Below are 21,370 nucleotides of genomic sequence, written 5' to 3'. Positions count from 1 at the left end.
TACTTTCAGCGATATGGTAATTTGCAGCCAATTCCAATTGAGTGCTGTAATTCCGTAAGTAATTGAGTGTTAATAATAATTGATCCTCTATAGCTAAAGTATGAGGACGCCCAGATTTCTTTTTAAGTGATTCTGCTTCTTTTAAAACTTCGACCATTTCACTAAAAACTGGTCGAGGTACGCCAACCAAGCGCTTGAATTCAGAATCTGAAAAACGGTTTAATTTCTGATATTTCATGGAATCTATATTGAGGCAGTTTTTACTTTCGCAAGAGGTCTATTTATTGATATAATTAATTGATTGTTAATGTTTTTTATTAAGGGTGAAAATGTCTTATTATAATCTAGCTACTAATCAAGTTTTACTTAGAAGCTACGAAGAACTAGCATTGCTTCATAAAAGAAAAAATGCACCAACAGAATCAAAAGAAGAGTTAGCAAAAACATTTGGAATGAGTGTGGATACATTCTTTCGTAATTCTAAAAGAATTGATAATTATGTATATAATTTCCCATTGTTATCTTTAAATGCTGCAATTATTGAAGGTATTCTTAGATTTACTCTGTCTCAGAACTTAAGGTCTGAGATCAATAAACATGTAGAAGAGAACTCTAAGAAAGGTCAAGAGACTAAAAGCCCTTATGAAAATATTTTAGATAACTTTTTAATTCGTGTTGAAAATGATGGCGGGATTGAGAATGTATTTAAATATTACTTTAGTTACCTAAAATTTCATTTCGATACTGAAATTGACAAAGCACTATTCAAGAAAATAAAAATATTATTCCGTTTAAGAAACATTTTAGCTCACGGTACTACGCTGGTAGAAACGAATCCTGATTTCATTGATGAAAATAATTTGGCATTTTTTAAACAACAAGAAATGCTGAAAGATGCAAAAAAACTTTTAGATGAACTATATGGCGAAAATGATTTATTAAAAAATATATCTCATTACGAAGTGCCAGAATATTTTATGGGAGTCACCCAAGAGTTTTTACAAGAATTCAAAAATAAATTTGGCAACAAACACAACTTATCTGATGATGATAATCGTTTTTTGGATAAGATAATTGGATACTCTTGGGGTTATAGATTAGTTTGATTTTGAAAATAAAGGGCTGAATAATCAGCCCTTTATACACAAATTAGATCAAACTAACAACACATTAAAGCGCCGCAATCTGCTCCATATTCGCTTTAATCTTCGCTAACTGATCAGCAAACTCAGCAAGTTTCACTTTCTCGCCCTCAACCACAGCAGCAGGGGCTTTTGCTACAAAACCTTCATTTGCAAGTTTAGTTGCAATTTGGTCATGCTGCTTTTGAACCTTGTCTAAGTCTTTTTGCAAACGCCCCAATTCCGCTTTCGGGTCAATTAAACCCTTCATTGGAACGAATACAGACACATGACCGACAACACTCGATGAAGACAATGGCGGTTGTTCGCCATCCGTCAAGAAAGTAATGCTCTCAACTTTCGCTAATGCCTTAAACAAGGGTTCAATACGAGAAATTTGAGCTTTTTCCGCTTCCGTTGTGTTCTGTAAAAGTACAGGCAATAAACGTGCATTACCTAGACCCATTTCACCACGGATGTTACGTACCGCACCAATCAAACCTTGTAGCCATTGCATATCTGCTTCGGCTTGTTCGTTGATTTTGGCTTCATCTGCAACAGGGTAGTTTGCCAACATAATGGTTTCGCCACCCAAGCCAATCATTGGCGCAAGGGTTTGCCAAATTTCTTCAGTCAAGTACGGCATGATTGGGTGAGCGAGACGTAAAGAAGCTTCCATCACCGCAAGTAATACACGACGCACTTCGGCTTTACGTTCTTCAGAAACAGACTCATCATTCAGAACAGGTTTGGTCAGCTCTACATACCAGTCGCAGTATTCATTCCAAATAAAGTCATAAATTGCTTGCGCAGCCAAGTCTAAACGGTAAGTTGCAAAGGCTTGATGAACGGCTTGCTCTGCCTTTTGTAAACGGCTTACAATCCACTGTTCAGGTAATTCCCAAAGGTCTTGACGTGCTTCTTGACCAACCGTTTGACCTTCAACATTCATCAATACAAAACGAGTTGCATTCCAAATTTTGTTGGCAAAGTTACGATAACCTTCCACACGTTTCATATCAAACTTGATGTCACGACCTGTGTTTGCCAATGCACAGAAGGTAAAACGAACCGCATCTGTACCATAAGCCTGAATCCCTTCTGGGAATTCTTTGCGGGTTGATTTTTCAATCTTCGCCGCTTGTTTAGGGTTCATCAAACCTGTTGTACGTTTTTGTACTAAAGTTTCTAAATCAACACCATCAATCAAATCTAATGGGTCAAGTACATTGCCCTTAGATTTAGACATCTTCTGACCTTCGCCATCACGTACCAAACCGTGTACGTACACAGTTTTGAACGGTACTTGCGGTGTGCCATCTTCATTTTTCATGAAGTGCATGGTCATCATGATCATGCGCGCCACCCAGAAGAAAATGATGTCAAAACCAGTCACCAATACATCAGTCGGGTGGAAGGTATTTAAGAAATAGTTTTCTTTATCTTTCGCTTCGTCGCCCGTCCAACCTAAGGTTGAGAATGTCCAAAGACCCGATGAGAACCATGTATCGAGTACGTCTTCGTCTTGGTTCAATTCAACGTCAGCGGGGATGTTGTTTTTCGCACGAACTTCTGCTTCGTCACGACCAACGTACACATTCCCTTCAGCATCGTACCAAGCAGGGATACGGTGACCCCACCACAATTGACGAGAGATACACCAGTCTTGGATGTTGTTCATCCACGCCATGTACATGTTGCTGTATTGTTCAGGTACGAACTTGATACGACCGTCTTGAACCGCTTCAATGGCAGGTTGAGCAAGTGGCGCAATTTTTACATACCATTGGTCTGTGAGTAGAGGTTCAACAATCACGCCTGAACGGTCACCGCGAGGTGGTTTCAACGTGTACGGTTGGATTTGGTCTAACCAGCCTTCAGCTTCCGCTTGTTCAATGATCTTTTTACGTGCTTCAAAACGCTCTAAACCAACATATTCACTAGGCGCAGGAATGGTTTTAGAAATTTGTTCGCCCGCTTTCGCAATGTATTCAAACTCAGCAAGAACTTCCGCATTTTTGTTGAAGATGTTGATGATTGGCAATTCGCAGCGTTTACCCACTTCATAGTCATTGAAGTCGTGCGCAGGGGTAATTTTTACACAGCCTGTACCGAATTCTTTGTCGACGTATTCATCTTTAACGATTGGAACCGCACGACCAGTGATTGGCAGGATGATGTTTTGACCAACAAGGTGCGCATAACGCTCATCATCAAGCGCAACTGCAACGGCTGTATCACCCAGTAATGTTTCAGGACGAGTCGTTGCAACCACGATGTGATCTTTACCATCGTGTGTGCGAAGTGACTTGTCTTCAAAGAAATATTTGAAGTGCCACAATGAACCTGCTTCTTCTTTATCCGACTCAACTTCTAAGTCAGAAAGCGCAGTTTGCAGTTTTGGATCCCAGTTAACCAGACGTTTCCCACGGTAGATCAAACCATCTTCGTGTAGTTTTACAAACACTTCTTTTACAGCATTGGATAAACCATCATCCATGGTGAAGCGTTCACGTGACCAATCTACTGAGGAACCGAGGCGACGGATTTGACGAGTAATGTTGCCACCAGATTGTTCTTTCCATTCCCAGACTTTTTCGATGAATTTTTCACGACCCAAATCATGACGGCTGATGCCTTGTGCACCCAATTGACGCTCTACCACCATTTGTGTGGCAATACCTGCATGGTCTGTACCCGGTTGCCATAAGGTATTTTTGCCCGACATACGGTTAAAGCGAGTGAGAGCATCCATAATGGCGTTGTTAAAACCATGACCCATGTGCAAGCTACCTGTGACGTTTGGCGGCGGAATCATGATACAGAATGATTCGCCTTTTTCAGACGGCTTAAAGTAGCCGTTTTGTTCCCAAGTCTTGTACCATTTTTTCTCGATCTCGGTAGGATCGTAGGTTGTAGCAATATTTTGCGCTGAATCAGTCATAGTAAGAACAGGTTAAAAGTGAATAAAAAATTGCATCTATTGTAGCAAAAAAATCGCCCGCTAAGCGAGATTCAACTCAGCCAAACTTATCGCAATTGGCAGTTGGGCAAACTCATCGTATGATGGAGGATAAGTATGATAAAAACTTCAAGTTCTCCGTTGCCTGCAACACTGTTTTAAACTGGGTTTAAGCAACGGATTTTAAAATAGATGAAAACACATCAATACGGTCAAAATAGGCAAGTTCAGTTATGACTTATGCTGTATCTTTAAAATTAAAACCAGAAACATATCAAAGATTTCAACACATTCATCAACAACTCAATGCGGGTGAAATTAAAAGTTTATCTAAAGCTTTGGGGGCGGTACTGACTGATATTTCTTGTGAAATTATTGAGCAGCTTTTTGGTGAAATGTCACGTTCTAGCCATTCACTAGACGGTGAGTCCGAAAAAATAATTCAGCAAGTCATACAAACCATGCAAAAATATATGCCGTGGTCGGTGTCTTTTTTTGGCAATGAACGCTTAACGCCTATGGTGAATTATCTGGCAAGCATGATGGATCAGCAGGAAGGACAAGCTTTTGTGACTTATCCTGTCGATAGCATTGTCATGAAAGAAACTTTGGGTTGCATTGAGCAAATTCGTCAGGGCAACGGTGCATGTATTGCGCCAGCATTTAAAGGATTCACTCAAATTATTGATCAGGGCGTATGTTATTTAATTCGTGATCCGAAAAAAATGCTGAAATTTAATTTGGTGGTTGATAAAACTTTAAACGGCGTGATTCATTTGACTACGCAACTGGGGTATAAACGCTTAGACAAAATGGGTGCGCAATTCGATTTAGAAAGCGCAGAAATATATTTAAACCATTTTCTTGGGTTTTTGCAGCATCCTGCAAAGCCAAAGACTTAAATGTTGATGACTTAAATTTTTCAATAACGCGGACAAACGGTTATGGCAAAACGGGAAAACTTGGAACATAAAGTGGTGTGGATTACAGGTGCATCTTCTGGCATTGGTAAGGCATTGGCAAAAGCGTGTGCTTTACAAGGAGCCCAAGTGATTTTAACCGCACGTCGTTATGAAGAACTTGAAAAAGTACGCATGAGTTTGCTGAATCCTGAACGTCATCTTTCTGTATGTGCAGACATTACCAATGAAAGTCAGGTGTTACATGCCTATGAGCAAGTTTTGGCACGTAAAGGACGCATTGATTGGCTAATAAATAATGCAGGTTTAAGTCAGCGCGCTTTAATTGCCGATACCACTATGCAAACCGAACGCACCATTATGGAAGTGGATTATTTTTCTCAGGTCTTTCTGACCAAAACGGTCTTGCCGACCTTTTTACAGCAAAAACATGGCCGCATTATTTTTGTGTCTAGTGTTGCAGCCCTATTGGGTACGCAATATCGCGCGTCATATTCTGCAGCGAAAAGTGCCATTCACATGTGGGCGAATAGTTTGCGTGCAGAAGTGGCAGCGCAGGGCGTACAAGTTTCAGTGGTATTCCCTGGTTTTGTGAATACCAATGTGTCTTTTAATGCGTTGAATGGTGAAGGCAAACCACAAGGACATCAAGATGAAGCCATTGAAAATGGTTTAGATGCTGATGTTTTTGCTCAAACCACCGTCAAAGCACTCATGGCTGGTGATGAATATATTGTGGTCGGTGGCACTAAAGAAAAACTGGGTGTGTTGGTGTCGCGATTATCGCCAAGTGCTTTATATAAAATGATTCGTAAAACCAAAGTGATGTGACTTTTTAATCGATATATGAAATTAAAAAAGTATTTCTGCTTAACCCTCACGTGCGCTTTGTTTTAAACAGTATTTTAAAACTTGCTCAGGAGAGGGAATTTTGATTATTAAATTTCACCCTACGTGAAAGCATATGATACTTCTTCTCTTCTGCAAAATAAGCAGCATCACTTTATAAGAAAGGGGGATAAAATTATTTCTGAACCGCCGTTCCATAAGCAAAAACTTCGACCATACCGCCTTGCATCCCTAATTCTGTGGTGCTTAAACGCAGACCCATAATATAATTTGCCCCCATTTTTTCAGCTTCTAATTTTAAACGGACGATGGCTTCACGACGCGCCCGCTCGACAATACTTTCATAACTGGTCAATCGTCCGCCAAAAAAGTTCTGAATATTGGCAATCACAAACTTAAAATAATCGTGAGAAATGACCACATTACTGTGTATCAATTGCCCAAAATTGGGACTGGTCTGGAAGCGGTTATTGTCAATCTGTATATAGCTTAAACGCAGTTCTTGTTCGGCTAAATATTTGAAATGTTTGCGTTCGTTATATCGCCCAAAACCAAAACCTACGGCAAATAAAATCGCAAAGACAACAATTTGCAGAATTAAATTATCCATGTGATGTTATTCCTGTTTAATCATCTTTGGCTTAGGGGCTTACTGGAAATGGATATGGAAGTTTAGGAATATCTGCCTCGACCACTACTGCTGTACCATAAACAAACAATTCCGAAGCACCTTGGGCAATGTTTGAGGTAGAAAAGCGAATCCCGACAATGGCATTGGCACCTAAACCACGTGCTTTTGCAATCATACGATCCATCGCTTCTTGACGGGATTCTTCTAAAAGTTCGGTATATGCGGTTAACTCACCGCCGACAATATTTTTGAGCCCTGCCAACAAATCGCGCCCCACATGCTTACTGCGTACTGTGCTGCCATAGACCACATCAATTTGTCGTGAAATACGATGACCTGGTATAGATTCAAGATTACTGAGCAACATAAGATTCTAATATTTAAAAATAAGGCATATTGAAGATATGAAATGTATTGGCAAAAAGCAATAAAAAAAGCCCACCGAAGTGAGCTAATTTAGTCTTTGTGTTTGAAGTGTTAAGCAGCAATTTGAGGTAGACGTAAAGACTTATTGTGCTTTACGTTCTGCCGATGATGCAGGTTGCGAAGTGACATCTGAAGTGTTGGTTTTTACACCGCCACCCAAAGATTTATACAACTCCACCTGATTGTTCAAATTGGCTTGTTCCAACAACAATAAACCTTGTTCTGCTGCATAAGAGGTACGCTGTGCATCCAACACGGTTAAATAGTTGTCAATGCCTGCGCGGAAGCGTGCATTAGACAATTTGTAAGTGGTATTGGTCGCATCAACCAAGCGTTTTTGTGCCGCTAAACGATCACCAATATTTTGACGAACTGCCAAAGCATCATTTACTTCGCGGAACGCAGACTGAATTGATTTTTCATAATCAGCCAACGCAATTTCCTGATCCGTTTCTGAAATTTTGATGTTGGCTTGACGTGTGCCCCAATCAAAAATTGGCAAGTCGATGCTTGGGCCTACTGCCCAAACAAAACTGCCTGATTTAAACAAATCACTCAAGTCAGTTGATGCATAGCCTGCATTGCCCGTAAGGCTAATGCTTGGGAATAAACGTGCTTTTGCTGCGCCAATATTGGCACCCGCAGCCGACAGTCGATACTCTGCAGTACGAATATCAGGACGGTTATTCAGCAAGTCACTAGGTAAACCTGCACCAAATGCGGTAGTGTTGGTAATACGTGTCACACGCTGCGTTGGCAATAACGCACTTGGAACTTGTTCGCCCACCAACAAGTTCAGCAAGTTTTGTGCTTGCGCGACTTGGGTTTTATAGTTGGCGACATCATTACGTGCAGTTTCAACAGAAATTTGTGCCTGACGGACAGGTAATTCACTATCAATGCCGACATCAAAACGCTTCTTGTTCAGATTGTAAGATTCAAGCTGAGTTTTTAAGGTTTGGTCTGCCAGTTTCAAATTGGCATTGGCAAACGAGTAGTTCAGCCATGCTTGCGCCACCTGACCAATCAAGGCAATTTGTGTGGCATCGCGTGAGCTTTGGGTGGCTAAATAGCTGTCCAATGCATTGTCTTTTAAGCTGCGCACACGTCCCCAAAAGTCCAACTCATAAGCAGTGACACCTAAAAGGACGTTATAGCGTGTTTGTGCGCCACCGCCTTGATCTTGACGCAATACACTGCCACTTGCACCAATGGTAGGTAACTGGTTGTTTTCGGTAATTTGATAGGCTTGTTGGGCACGTTGGATATTCAGCGTCGCTGTGCGTAAATCACGGTTATTGTTCAATGCCATATCTAAGACTTGTAATAAGCGTTGATCGGCAAAGAAATCTTTATAACCTTGTTCAGCCACTGAAGTACCCGATGCAGCAGCAGTATAGCTGCTTGGAATACTTGTCTGAGCGACGGGTTCTGGCCCACGCATACTTTGACAAGCTGTCAAAGCAAGCGCGAGGGCAGAAACCGCAATACCACGGCCTGTATGCGACCATAAGTTTTGCATCACGATACATGCTCCTGATGATTTTGTTGTTTTGGTTTGTATTTAAAGATACTTCTAATCCAGACATAGAATACAGGAATAAAGAAGATCCCTAACAAGGTTGAGCTAATTACACCGCCCAAGACTCCATAACCGACTGAATGCTGGCTACCTGCACCCGCACCTGATGAAAGTGCAAGCGGCAATACACCAAAACCAAAGGCCAACGTGGTCATAATGATTGGACGTAAACGCATTTTTGCAGCATGCAAAGTCGCTTCAAACAGGTCTTCACCTTTTTCTTGTAGCTCTTTGGCAAATTCCACAATCAAAATCGCGTTTTTGGCTGATAAACCAATCACGGCAATGATTGCCACTTGGAAGTAAATGTTGTTGGATAGGTTCGGGTTTTTGAACAAAATCATGCCCCCGAAGGTAAGCAATAATGCCCCGACAATACCCAACGGTACCACCAATAGTACAGAGAATGGAATAGACCAGCTTTCATACAAGGCTGCCAAACACAAGAATACAATCAGTAATGACAGTGCATAGAGGAATGGTGCCTGATCGCCCGATTCTCGTTCTTCAAGCGATAAACCTGTCCATTCATAGTCAAAGCCGTTTAAGCCCATAGAAGGTAGTTTTGCGACAATTTCTTCCATTGCTTGCATGGCTTCACCAGAACTGACGCCTGGCGCAGGCGCACCTTGAATATTCTTGGCAGATACACCGTTATAGCGTTCCAAACGAGGTGAACCATAAGTCCATTCACCTGTTGCAAAGGCAGAGAATGGCACCATTTCACCACGGTTGTTGCGGACATACCACTTGTTCAGGTCTTCAGGCATCATGCGTGAATCAGATTCGGCTTGTACATAGACTTTTTTCACACGACCACGGTCAATGAAGTCATTGATGTACGAACCACCCCAAGCCATTGCCATCGTGCTGTTGATTTCAGCAATGCTGACACCTGCCGCACCTGCTTGCGCTTGGTCAATAATAATACGGTACTGAGGTGTATCTTCTTGACCATTTGGACGTACACCCATTAAGCGTGGGTCTTTCGCTGCTTCACCCAACACTATATTACGTGCCATGGTGAGTTTTTCATGACCATTGCCCACAGCATCTTTCAATTGCAAGTTAAAGCCGGAGCTGACGCCTAATTCTGGCATCGCAGGAAGCTGTAATGGCATGATGTAAGTCGCATCTTTCACAATCATGTTCAGTGCCATACCACGTTGGATAATTGCACCAATTTGTGATTCAGGGCTGGTACGCTCACTCCAATCTTTTAACTTAATGAACGCCATACCTGCGTTTTGACCAATCCCTGAGAAAGAGAAGCCCGAAACACTAAACACCGATTGCACATGCTCTTTTTCATTTTCTCTGAAAAAGTTAGTCATGCTGGTCATGGTAGCTTCAGTACGTTCCAAGGTTGCATTTGGTGGGAGTTGTACCAGTGTCATCACCACGCCCTGATCTTCATCAGGCAAGAATGAAGATGGTAGTTTTTGGAACACTAAAACAATAATGCCCAGTACCACTGCATATAAAACCCCCGAGAAGATTTTATGATGTGTCATGCGGTTAACACCGCCTTGATATTTAACTGAGAGCTTATCGAAACTGCGGTTAAACCAACGGAAGAAACGTGCAAAAATACCGTTGCTTTCTGGCTTGTTTGAATCGTGCTGTTTAAGAATCGTGGCACACAAGGCAGGGGTAAAGGTCAATGCTACTAATAGTGATAGCACCATTGCAGTCACAAGGGTAATGGAGAATTGACGATAAATAACACCTGTCGTCCCACCAAAGAATGCCATAGGTACGAATACTGCAGACAATACCGAGGTAATCCCGATCAGTGCGCCTGAAATCTGTTTCATGGACTTTTCAGTTGCCGCTACAGGGTCAAGATGTTCTTCGACCATGACACGTTCTACGTTTTCCACCACGACAATTGCGTCATCAACCAATAAACCAATCGCCAGTACCATGGCAAACATGGTCAGGGTGTTAATCGAGAAGCCAAACATATTGATTACGGCAAAAGTACCCAGTACCACCACAGGCACGGCCATAGTTGGAATAATTGTGGCACGCCAATTCTGTAAGAACAGGAACATCACAATAAAGACCAAAATGATCGCTTCAATTAAGGTTTTAACAACACTCTTAATCGAAAGTTCAATAAATGGCGTGGTATCAAAGGCCAATTCATCCTTTAAACCCTCAGGGTAGTTAGGACGTAATTGCTTGAGGCGTTCTTCGACAGCAGCAGCAGTATCGAGGGCGTTAGCACCTGTAGACAATCTAATTGCGACACCGCCTGCAGGCTTACCGTTGTATTTAGAAATAAACTGATAGTTGTCTGCACCAAGTTCAATTCGTGCCACATCACCCAAGCGCACTTGAGCGCCCGAAGCGGTATTTTTTAGGAAAATATTGCTAAATTGTTCAGGTGTTTGCAGCAAGCTTTGCGCAGTTACCGTCGCATTCAAAGCTTGACCTTGAATTGCAGGTGCGCCGCCCAATTGACCTACCGCAACCTGTGCGTTTTGGGTGCGAATGGCTTGAGCAATATCACTTGGTGTGACTTGCAAACTTGCCATTTTGGCAGGATCCATCCAAATACGCATAGCGTATGAGCCACCAAAGACTTGCACTTCACCCACACCTGCAACACGGCTCAGCGGTTCAGAAATGTTAGAGTTAACATAGTCTTTAATGTCATCGGCAGAAAGGCTTTCATCAGGTGAGTAAAAAGCGAGAACCTGTAAGAAGCTTGCGCCTGATTTGGTGACTTTTACGCCCTGACGTTGCACATCATCAGGCAACAGCGCCGTAGCAGATTGTAATTTATTCTGTACTTGAACCTGTGCAATATCTGGGTCGATGCCTTGTTCAAAGTTTAATGTAATGGATGCAGCACCATTACCCGCACTGGTGGATGAAATATAGCGTAGTCCATCCAAGCCGTTCATTTGCTGTTCAATGATTTGTGTTACCGTGTTTTCCACCGTTTCAGCAGATGCACCCGGATAGGTTGCAGCAATGGTGACCGTTGGCGGTGCAATGGTCGGATATTGGGCAATTGGCATATTGGTGAGGGTAATAATCCCCGCCAGCATGATCACCAATGAAATCACCCATGCAAAAATGGGGCGATGAATAAAAAAGTGAGCCATTGACGTCTACTCCTTATGCATTTGAAGTAGTTTTTGGTTCAGTGGCTTGGGCTTCTGAGGCTGGTTTGGCATCACCCGATTTTGCTGGTGCGGCAGGTGCGGCTTGCGGAGCAGCGCCTTGCGGTTGATATGGCTTAGCAACCACTTGCTGATCAGGTTTTACTTTAGCAACACCTTCTACGATCACTTTATCGCCAGTTTGCAGACCTTCAGTCACAATCCAGTTGCTGCCTTGCGTACCGACAGTGGTCACAGGACGCTGTTCAACGATACCTTTAGCATTCACAATCATCGCCATTGCCTGACCTGTTGGGGTGCGGCTAATCGCAGCTTGTGGAATCAAGATCGCGTTAGGAATCACACCTTGCACAATTTGCGCAGTGGCAAACATACCAGGCAACAATAAGTGATTTGAATTAGGGAACACGGCACGTAAAGTCACCGTTCCTGTTTCTGGGTTCACGCTGGCATCAGAAAAAGCCAAACGACCTTCAACAGGGTAGTAGCTGCCATCTTCAAGTTTTAACTTCACTTTGGTGTTGTTGCTGCTGTTTAAACTGCCCTGACTCAATTGCTGACGTAAGCGTAGTAATTCTGCGCTAGACTGATTGATGTCTACATAAATTGGGTCTAAGCGCTGAATAGTCACTAAGGGTTCCGCTTGATTCGCCGTAACCAGTGCACCTGCAGTTACCGTAGAGCGGTTAGTTTGCCCTGAAATTGGTGCGCGTACAGTCGAATAACCTAAGTTAATTTCGGCATTTCGTACTTCTGCTTGAGTCGCAGCAACATCGGCTTCGGCAAGTTTGACCTGTGCCACAATGTCATCATATTCTTGTTTAGAAATGGCATTGCTACCCACCAGTTGGCGGTAACGACCTTCTTTAACCCGCAACACATTCAGTTGTGCTTGTTGACGGGTGAGTGCTGCACGGCTACTGTCTAAACTGGCACGGTTGGTGCGCGAGTCAATTTCATAAAGTGCCTGACCTTCACGTACGTAGCTGCCTTCGGTAAATAAGCGTTTCAGAACCACACCACTCGTTTGTGGGCGAACTTCTGAAATTTCAAAGGCTGTGGTACGTCCTGACAGTTCTACAGACTGTTCCACGCTTTGTGGCTGTGCCACTAGTACACCAACCTCAGTCGGTGGCATTTGCTGAGCTGCACCTGCTTGCTGCGCATCTTTTGGATCTTTGCTACAACCCACAAGCGCTAAACTTGTGGCTAATGCGCAAGCAGTCAGGGCGGGAGCCCAAAGCTTTGCAGACATCATTCTTTCACCTCTATTAGATTTTTATCTAAACTTATGTATTGGTTTGTCTTGCAGATAATGAGCGCAAAACAGATACCATAATGTGATCCAAATAAAACTTATGCTCCAACCGGAGAGGACATCTGAAGGATAGTGCACTCCCAAATACACACGGGAAATGCCCATCAGCAACATCCACAACCATGCACACACAGATAAAATTTTATGTGCTGGATGTTGCAAACTCAGGTAAATCACCAAACAACCTAAAGTTGCAGCATAAAAACTATGGCCACTAGGAAATGAATCGCCAAAAGTTTCCACCAAATGCAATGCTTCAGGCGGGCGGGGTCGCGCGAATAGGTATTTGAGCAGCCACGACAGCGCAATACTTACGACCAGTCCTACACTGATAAAAACAATTTTTGCGTATTTTTTATACCATGCCAAATAGAAACAGCATAGGCATGTTAAAAATAATACAAATGGCAAGCCACCTAATACAGAAAGTGTGATTGCCAATAGATTCAAATGTGCGGTGCGTTGAGTACTTACAAACTCCACAATGGCAAAATCAACCTGTTGCCAACTTGGAATATTTAGCACTAAAACACTGATTGTAAATAGTAAACCACCGAGATAAAGCAGTATTTTAGGCATGCTGAAAATCCCTGTAAGTTTAACCGATACGCGCACGGTTGATGAATGGAACAAAGTGTACTAGTCAGTACACTTTATTTCAAGCCAATGTAAATGAGAAGAATTTCTTTTTTTGTTACTTGGTGTGCAGCGTAAATGTGCACTAAATTTTATCATTCCGATCAGTATTTGAAGATGAATCATCATCTACAGTAAGGGGTTGTTTCGGGGGCCAAAAAAAGTCACTCGGACGGGTTAAAAAGTGAGTCAGCACCAGTTTTGCCAGAGGTTTCCACTGTTCAAAGCGTACCCGACGTGCACGCAAAGCCACAATAATGGTTAAAGTAAAACTGACAAATAAGTTGGTTAAACCAATCAGCAGCACGCCTAAAAATGATACAATAATCAGGCCAATTTCAGGTGAGCCATTAATATTCATTAAACCCTGAATAAAGTTGGCCGAAGCGAAGGCAATGTGGCGAATATCAATAGGTAAACCCAAAATATATCCCAGTGTTGCGGTACTCCCGAGCATAATCCCGAACAGGAAATTACCTGCCAAAGCCCCTAAGTTTCGTTCTATATAAGTGGCAAATATATTGAGACGTTCTTGTCCGAGTAGCTTTTTTAAATGCAGATGGGCTTTTAGGCGTGGCCCGACTTTTCGATACACCGCCATGTTATCGAAATAACCTGCAATCAAACCAGACAGAAATAAAAATACCCCGGCAATGGCGGCATGCGGAATGGCAAGTGACGTAAACGGATTCAAGTCGTGCAGCAAATGGGATGCTTTGGCGTGTGACATCAACGGTTCATGCAACATCGCATCCCAACTAAACGCAATTAAGGCTGCAACTGGAATCGCAATCGAAATATTGCCCAAAATGGCGACGAATTGCGTACGGATAATATTAATAATTAAGGCAGCAAGTTCGGCTATTTGCGCCATCTTAGAGCCTTTGCGGTGTTGAACCGTCGAGGCTAGTGCTGCTGCAGTCATCGCGGGTTGTTTAGTGGCAACGGTAAAGTGCAAGACATGAATTAGCATAAAACCAAATGAATAAATCATGCTGTTGATGATAGCCTGCATCATCGGGGCAAGGACTAAACGCGAGGCGAGGGTTTTTAAAGTCGCCATCATGGCGATTAAAACACCTGCACCTGCTGCAGCTTTATACATGCTCCAAAAGCCGTCTTTATCTGTACTTACATAATGCTCACCCGTTTTGCTAGCATTTTCAGTGACTTGTAAGGCAATTAACTCACTATTTTCTGCAAGCAATGAGCGTACACTGCGTTCGCTATACAACGCCGAAGTTACATCTACTAGTAATTGTCCTGCCGAAACATAAGCAACTTTGTCTTGCGCCACGATTAAATTTAGCAACAGTTCAATCCGCTCTAAACATTGTTCCAGTAAAGACAATAAATAGGTCAGGCTGATACTGACGCCAGTTCGTTTAGTGGCACGACGAATTTTACTGCTGACATCATGACATTGGTCAATCATCACTAAAGCTTGAGAGGCATCGGGTGGTTGAATGGCACTGATTTGATCGTGTTGCTGATCGGCAATTTTATAAAGCTGAATAAACTCGTTGATTTCACGGTTTTGTGCCAAAAAAGGTGAATCATACTCACTCAGTTCAGGGTAGGCATTAATAAATTCAGGATATAAACCAATCCCACTGACCCGATACGACAATACTGTCAGGGCTTTAATAATTTCACTGCGAATCCGTCGTTTTTGCGTTTGTCCATCATTTCCGCGATTCAGTAAAGTAAATAATTGCTGCCATTCGGCATCTTCAATATTGTCGAGCCAGTATTTGTCACTACGCAGTGGAAAAACCCGACGGACTAAATCTTGCAGTTGGCTTTCATCATGAATCAGTGGTAAAAAATGTGCGCCTAAACGCTGAAACAACTGATTCCAAAAGCCATCGAGCGATAAAATACCTGTGTCGGCATATAAACTGGTCTGTTTGTATTGATTGATTAGACGTAAAACAAAATGTTGCAAGGTTGAGCTGGCATCAGGCGTCAGCAGAAGGGCTTGTAAAAAAGCCTGAAACTTTTGATGGGTTTCTTCTAAATCTTGAGTGTCACTTGGACGGATACGATTGACCAGTTCAATCAGCAGATTTTCATCCAAAACAGCTTTCGGTGTATCCAGCTGTTCTTGCATTTTTCTAAATAAATCGTTGAATTTTATATGCATAAGCTGCTTAAACTATTGAATGCGATGTAAAGCCAATAAGGCTAAATTCTTTAAGGCCTGACGAGACTCTGAATCTGGCAATGCTTCTAAAGCGGTAATTGCGGCTTCAGTTTCTTCTGTGGCACGTTGGCGGCAATAATCGAGAGCGCCAGAGGACTGCACAATCGCAATGACCTGATCGAGGTCTGAAGTACCACCTGTGGCAATACTGCGACGAATAATTTGATGTTGTTCGCCTGTTGTATTTTGTAAAGCAGAGATTAAAGGCAAAGTCGGTTTGCCTTCCATTAAATCATCGCCAATATTTTTACCTAATGTTTCAGCATCTGAGGTGTAATCTAAAATATCATCAATAATTTGGAAGGCATTACCAAAGTGTCCTGCAAATAAACGCAAAGGCTCACGGTATTGCGGTGTACCAGTTAAAATTGCAGCACCTTCGGTTGCCAGTTCAAATAAACGTGAAGTTTTTCCGTGAATAATGTCTAAATAAATTTGTTCTGTGGTATCAGGTTGATGCTGTGCCTGTAATTGTAAAACTTCACCTTCGGCAATTTGACAAGTGCCCGTAGAAAAGTCTTTCAGCAACACCAAATCGTTTAAATCGACCAATAAGTCAAAGGCGCGGGAAATTAAGAAGTCACCCACTAAAACTGCAGTCTGGTTATTCCAAGTGGCGTTGGCAGTAGGACGACCACGACGTAAGCCAGACTCATCCACCACATCATCATGTACCAAAGTTGCTGTATGCAGCATTTCAATAATCGCAGCGAGTTTACGTTGACGTTCTAAATCTTCTGCGCCACAAGCTTTGGCCGCAAGTAGGCACATAATTGGACGCATCCGCTTACCGCCAGCTTCAACCACATGCTTGCTGACCGCCATCACTAACGCGACTTTAGAGGTAATCCCTTCATTAATAAAAGTATCCATCGCAGCAAAATCAGAAGCAACAGGGGCGAGAATGTCTTGCTTAAAGTCGATGGTCATGTGAAGGGAAACCTCAATAATATTGAATGACAACGTACTTGAATCAGTTGTAACTTATCTTACAGCTAAGGGAACTGCTTAAGTCTGCGAAAATACCGCAATGAATGCAATAGTTAGTCAACTGTCAAATGCTGTAATTGTTAATTCTACTGGAAAAGGAAGTCAATAACTTTGTGGGTAAATTCAGTTGTTTGCTCAACTTGGCATGATTTTAACAAGCATGTCAGTTTACGCCAACACAATCTGGCTATATTGATTGACCCATTGAAGATGGATAAGGCTGCAAAAGTCATTTACGTGGCTGTGTATTAAACAATCAACCTTGTTGTGCAATAATTGCCGCAAATGGCTTGTTGTTTGTGTGAATATCCCTTAAAATCCTTGCCCTTGAATAACCCCCAGTGGCGTTCGTTTTAAGATCGATATATCCCTTTATCGGCACGACGACACGGGCATGTTTGGAGTACATTATGTACGCAGTAATCCAAAGCGGTGGTAAACAGCACCGTGTTGTTGAGGGTGAAACCCTTAAAGTTGAATTATTGAAAGCTGAAACTGGCGCAACTATTACGTTTGATGACGTATTAATGGTTGTAAACGGTGACAACGTTCAAATCGGTGCTCCAGTTGTTGCTGGCGCTAAAGTAACTGCAGAAGTGGTTGGTCATGGTCGTCACGACAAAATCCGTATTGTTAAAATGCGTCGTCGTAAACACTACCGTAAGCAACAAGGTCACCGTCAATGGTTTACCGAGTTGAAAATTACTGGTATTGCAGGCTAATCACTAGGAGTAAATAGACATGGCAACTAAAAAAGCCGGTGGATCGACTAAGAACGGTCGTGATTCGAATCCTAAGATGTTAGGTGTTAAAGTTTACGGTGGTCAAACTGTAACTGCTGGTAACATCATCGTTCGTCAACGTGGTACAGAATTCCACGCTGGTGCAAACGTAGGTATGGGCCGTGACCATACTTTATTTGCTACTGCTGACGGCGTAGTAAAATTCGAAGTGAAAGGTCAATTTGGCCGTCGCTACGTATCTGTTGAAGCGTAAGCAACAATAGAAAAAACCCACAAGTGATTGTGGGTTTTTTTATGCCTATAAGATTGCAAATAACTCAGAAGTAGATGCTTTTTATATCTTCATCATGATGGATAAATTTCTACATATTATATTAATAACAATACAAAACTTCTTATTTTCTATCATATTAGCGCCAGAAATTGGTTTAAGATGGGACATCCAAAACATTGCGACTAAGCAAATATAAAAAGGTGAATCTATGAATATGCTTCGTAAAACCATGTGTGCTGTGGCATTGGGTGCAACGACTTTAGCACCAATCATGAGTACCACAGTGTTTGCTGCGCCAGTGGCAGCATCGGAGCAACAGGCGACAGCAAATTTAGTTAAACAATTAAACGGTATTAAAAGTTTCACTGCTAATTTTGAGCAAACTACCAAAGTCAGCAACAATGGCAAGGCTTTGCCAAACCGTGGTCTATCGGCTCAACACATGAACCAGAATTTTAAAGGCGTGATGAAAGTTGAACGTCCAGGCAAATTCTTCTGGGAAACCACCAGTCCAGCCAAACAGACAATTGTAACCACAGGTAAAACGGTATGGATTTATGACCCAGACTTACAGCAAGCGGTACGTCAAAGTTTAGATGATCAAGTGGCGAATACACCTGCATTATTGCTTTCGGGTAATACCAATCAAATTATGCAGTCGTATCGTGTGACCCAGCCGAATAAGTCAAAAACCTATTACACCTTATACCCAAAAAGTGATGATGGCGTATTTCAGAGTTTAACTATTAGTTTTGGTGCACGTAACGCGCCAACTTTAATGATTTTGCAGGATTCATTGGGTCAAACCACGCATGTGCGTTTTAACAATGTGAAAGTTAATGCCAAAATTCCTGCATCGACCTTTAATTTTACTCCACCAAAAGGCACCGATATTATTGATCAATAATCGAATGATTCCGTACGTTGTTTTTTAGCATAATTTGCTATCCCCATCCGAGCCTTCTCCCGCAGGGAGAAGGTTTTAACTTCAGCACAGTAGAAATTTATTTGAATAGCTTCCCTAAAAATCCACAATTTCTGTGGATAAATCTTGGGATAATTCACATTTTGTAGTATGCAGGATATAGACGGAGTTATCACAGATCATCATTATGCATTAGTGAAATGCCTACAATATTTTGATTTATAATGAAAAAATAAAAATAATCAAGCAAAAAACTGAGAAGAAATTTTAAATAATTTTATCCCCCGATTATTCCGTTACACAACTGCTCTAGGATTGAACAGCAAGAGTTATCTATAGTCTTGACTAATTTAATTGAACCAATTTTATCGCAAGATTTGTGTAGGCTTGCATTTCAAATCATCGGATTTTATGAGTCGTGGTAGAGGGGAATTTAATGCAATATTTAAAATCACAGGTATTGTGGGGTGCTGTCACTTTAAGTTCAGTATTGATATTGACGGCATGTCAGCCTAAAAATGACACAGCTTCAAAAACCAAAACAGAGCAAACTGCGCCTGCAGCTGTTGCAGCTGATCTTCCCGTGATTCAAGCTAAAGTGCTGGCGCTTAAATTGCCACAACAGCAAATTTGTGATGAAGATGGCTGCACTGCTTATGATATTCAGACGGTAAAAACCAATGTGGCGTGGATTGATGAATATTTTATGCAGCGTTTGCAAAAGGCAGACCCTATTGCATTTTCCAAAACTGCGGCATCAAATGAAACGCCAAATGTCGAAGAAACTGATCCTATGCAGCAGAGTCAGAGCTCTAGCTATGTGCGATATATCGGGCAACACGCCAATTTAGCCACGTTTAGTCTGCAAAGCTATAGTTATCCTGCGGGTGCAGCGCACGGTATTCATCACCAAGAATTTGTAACTTTTGATTTAAAGCAGAAAAAGCGTTTGGCGCTGCAAGATATTATGCTGCCAAATTCAGAAGCCAAAATGACAGAAGAATTGTTTAACCATAATTATAATTGGCTAAATGAACATGATATTTCCCGTGAAAAGTTTAAACTGAGCGATAATTTTTATTATGGTGCCAATGGTTTGGTCTTTGTTTATCCGTTGTATGAGCTTGCCTCTTATGCAGAAGGTATGCCTGAATTGGTGTTGCCTTATTACGCAACAGCACAATTGATCAAGCCTGAATATTTACCAAGTTTGCCGCAGTATCCGAGCCAATAAAATTGCACAAAAATACGCAGAGATTGCTGTAATAAGGTGCAGCTGTGAATCGGGTTACTGTATTTTTTAACCCGAAGCGCTTACACTATAGCCAGTTTTTTTCTTATTCCAAGATTGGCTATGATTGACCCGAAATTACTCAGAAATAATATTGAGGCTGTAAATTTAGCCTTGGCAAAACGTGGTGTGCAGTTAGATGTGGCAGAGTGGGCAGCACTCGAAGCACGTCGTAAAGAATTGCAATCTAAAACCGAAGCCTTACAGGCAGAACGTAATTCGGGTGCCAAACAAGTCGGTCAGATTAAAAAAGCAGGTGGCGATGCTTCTGAAATTATGGCACGTATGGCTGCCATTGGTGATGAAATCAAAACTGCTGAAGTGGCTTTGGCAGAATTGCAAGATGAGTTAGAAGCCAAATTGCTGTCTATTCCAAACTTGCCCGATGAGTCTGTGCCTGAAGGTAAAGATGAAGCTGATAATGTAGAAGTATTGAAATGGGGTACACCACGCCAGTTTGATTTTGAAATTAAAGATCATACCGACCTTGGCGAAATGATGGGTGGTTTGGAATTTGAAACTGCAACCAAACTGACAGGTTCCCGTTTTAGTGTTCTGAAAGGGCCGTTGGCGCGTTTACAACGTGCAATTACACAGTTCATGTTAGATACGCATACTGTTCAAAACGGTTATACCGAAGCTTATGTACCGTATTTAGTCAATGCAGAATCACTGCGTGGTACTGGGCAACTGCCTAAATTTGAAGAAGATTTATTCAAATTACAAGGTGAAAAAGAATACTATCTAATTCCAACTGCCGAAGTTCCTGTCACCAACTTTGTACGTGATGAAATCATTGACCCTGAACGCTTGCCATTAAAATATGCCGCGCATACACCTTGTTTCCGCAGCGAAGCGGGTTCTTATGGTCGCGATACTCGTGGTTTAATCCGCCAACACCAATTTGATAAAGTCGAAATGGTGCAGATCGTAAAGCCAGAAACCTCAATGCAGGCTTTAGAAGAATTGACTGGACATGCTGAAGGCATTTTACAGGCACTTGGTTTACCGTACCGTAAAATTATTCTATGCGGTGGCGATATGGGCTTTGGTGCAACAAAAACCTACGACTTAGAAGTTTGGGTGCCAAGTCAAAATACCTACCGTGAAATTTCATCATGCTCAAACATGGGTGATTTCCAAGCGCGTCGTATGAAAGCACGCTACCGTGCCGACCAAAAGAAAACTGAATTTGTGCATACATTAAACGGTTCAGGTCTGGCTGTAGGACGTACTTTATTGGCCGTTATGGAAAATTATCAACGTGCTGATGGTTCGATTGAAATTCCTGCAGTATTACGTCCGTACATGGGCGGTTTAGAGTTTATAGACTAAGTTGAGTAAGATTCGGCTTAGGAT

The 21,370-nt window shown here is 42.0% G+C and carries 17 protein-coding genes and 1 pseudogene; 8 read left to right on the top strand and 10 right to left on the bottom strand.

Annotated features, from left to right (window positions below):
- Positions 1-238, bottom strand: a pseudogene (locus tag B2W49_RS01285) (transposase family protein); the annotation flags it as partial.
- 91 nt (positions 239-329) lie between these two features.
- On the opposite strand from B2W49_RS01285, the gene B2W49_RS01280 reads away from it, so the two are divergent.
- The gene (locus tag B2W49_RS01280; RefSeq protein ID WP_291333848.1) at positions 330-1,106 is read left to right on the top strand and encodes a hypothetical protein; all 777 of its coding nucleotides are present in this window, start codon (positions 330-332) and stop codon (positions 1,104-1,106) included.
- Between the two features lie 64 nt (positions 1,107-1,170).
- Here B2W49_RS01280 and B2W49_RS01275 read toward each other — a convergent pair whose 3' ends face one another.
- Positions 1,171-4,065, bottom strand: coding sequence for a valine--tRNA ligase (locus B2W49_RS01275; protein ID WP_291333846.1), 2,895 nt, complete (start codon positions 4,063-4,065; stop codon positions 1,171-1,173).
- A 251-nt stretch (positions 4,066-4,316) separates the two neighbouring features.
- Here B2W49_RS01275 and B2W49_RS01270 point away from each other — a divergent pair, with 251 nt between their 5' ends.
- Both B2W49_RS01270 and B2W49_RS01265 read left to right on the top strand, forming a co-directional pair.
- On the top strand, positions 4,317-4,985 hold the full coding sequence (locus B2W49_RS01270) for a hypothetical protein (protein WP_291333844.1): 669 nt from the start codon (positions 4,317-4,319) through the stop codon (positions 4,983-4,985).
- A 42-nt stretch (positions 4,986-5,027) separates the two neighbouring features.
- Positions 5,028-5,834 carry an SDR family NAD(P)-dependent oxidoreductase gene (locus tag B2W49_RS01265; RefSeq protein ID WP_291333842.1) on the top strand — a complete coding sequence of 269 codons (807 nt, stop codon included), beginning with the start codon at positions 5,028-5,030 and terminating at the stop codon, positions 5,832-5,834.
- A 193-nt stretch (positions 5,835-6,027) separates the two neighbouring features.
- Here B2W49_RS01265 and B2W49_RS01260 read toward each other — a convergent pair whose 3' ends face one another.
- The 8 genes from B2W49_RS01260 to sdsA form a co-directional block, all read right to left on the bottom strand.
- On the bottom strand, positions 6,028-6,462 hold the full coding sequence (locus B2W49_RS01260; protein WP_291333840.1) for a YbjQ family protein: 435 nt from the start codon (positions 6,460-6,462) through the stop codon (positions 6,028-6,030).
- 31 nt (positions 6,463-6,493) lie between these two features.
- A complete protein-coding gene (locus tag B2W49_RS01255) occupies positions 6,494-6,850 on the bottom strand; it encodes a YbjQ family protein (protein WP_291333838.1) in 357 nt (118 codons plus the stop codon).
- A gap of 141 nt (positions 6,851-6,991) precedes the next feature.
- Entirely contained in the window at positions 6,992-8,431 is a 1,440-nt protein-coding gene (adeK, locus tag B2W49_RS01250; protein ID WP_291333852.1) for a multidrug efflux RND transporter AdeIJK outer membrane channel subunit AdeK, read from the bottom strand.
- The gene (locus B2W49_RS01245; protein ID WP_291333836.1) at positions 8,431-11,610 is read right to left on the bottom strand and encodes an efflux RND transporter permease subunit; all 3,180 of its coding nucleotides are present in this window, start codon (positions 11,608-11,610) and stop codon (positions 8,431-8,433) included. Before B2W49_RS01245 ends, adeK begins: the two co-directional genes overlap by 1 nt.
- Before the next feature lie 13 nt (positions 11,611-11,623).
- Positions 11,624-12,886 (bottom strand): efflux RND transporter periplasmic adaptor subunit, encoded by a 1,263-nt coding sequence (locus B2W49_RS01240; RefSeq protein WP_291333834.1) that lies wholly within the window; start codon positions 12,884-12,886, stop codon positions 11,624-11,626.
- Between the two features lie 21 nt (positions 12,887-12,907).
- Positions 12,908-13,525, bottom strand: coding sequence for a phosphatase PAP2 family protein (locus B2W49_RS01235; protein ID WP_291333832.1), 618 nt, complete (start codon positions 13,523-13,525; stop codon positions 12,908-12,910).
- Positions 13,526-13,667: 142 nt separating this feature from the next.
- Complete coding sequence (locus tag B2W49_RS01230; RefSeq protein WP_291333830.1) at positions 13,668-15,728, bottom strand: site-specific recombinase; 2,061 nt, start codon at positions 15,726-15,728, stop codon at positions 13,668-13,670.
- A 12-nt stretch (positions 15,729-15,740) separates the two neighbouring features.
- Positions 15,741-16,718 carry an All-trans-nonaprenyl-diphosphate synthase gene (gene sdsA, locus B2W49_RS01225; protein WP_291333828.1) on the bottom strand — a complete coding sequence of 326 codons (978 nt, stop codon included), beginning with the start codon at positions 16,716-16,718 and terminating at the stop codon, positions 15,741-15,743.
- 470 nt (positions 16,719-17,188) lie between these two features.
- Here sdsA and rplU point away from each other — a divergent pair, with 470 nt between their 5' ends.
- The 5 genes from rplU (at position 17,189) to serS (ending at position 21,346) form a co-directional block, all read left to right on the top strand.
- On the top strand, positions 17,189-17,500 hold the full coding sequence (gene rplU, locus B2W49_RS01220) for a 50S ribosomal protein L21 (RefSeq protein WP_004972275.1): 312 nt from the start codon (positions 17,189-17,191) through the stop codon (positions 17,498-17,500).
- Between the two features lie 19 nt (positions 17,501-17,519).
- Complete coding sequence (gene rpmA / locus B2W49_RS01215) at positions 17,520-17,774, top strand: 50S ribosomal protein L27 (protein ID WP_004760935.1); 255 nt, start codon at positions 17,520-17,522, stop codon at positions 17,772-17,774.
- A 229-nt stretch (positions 17,775-18,003) separates the two neighbouring features.
- A complete protein-coding gene (gene lolA, locus B2W49_RS01210) occupies positions 18,004-18,702 on the top strand; it encodes an outer membrane lipoprotein chaperone LolA (RefSeq protein ID WP_179990204.1) in 699 nt (232 codons plus the stop codon).
- Positions 18,703-19,156: 454 nt separating this feature from the next.
- Positions 19,157-19,954 (top strand): RsiV family protein, encoded by a 798-nt coding sequence (locus tag B2W49_RS01205; RefSeq protein ID WP_291333817.1) that lies wholly within the window; start codon positions 19,157-19,159, stop codon positions 19,952-19,954.
- Between the two features lie 120 nt (positions 19,955-20,074).
- On the top strand, positions 20,075-21,346 hold the full coding sequence (gene serS, locus B2W49_RS01200) for a serine--tRNA ligase (RefSeq protein ID WP_291333815.1): 1,272 nt from the start codon (positions 20,075-20,077) through the stop codon (positions 21,344-21,346).
- The last annotated feature ends 24 nt before the right edge of the window (positions 21,347-21,370 follow it).

It is taken from the genome of Acinetobacter sp. UBA801, from assembly GCA_002296655.1.
Classification (GTDB): Bacteria; Pseudomonadota; Gammaproteobacteria; order Pseudomonadales; family Moraxellaceae; genus Acinetobacter.
This window is presented reverse-complemented; position numbering and strand designations above follow the sequence as displayed.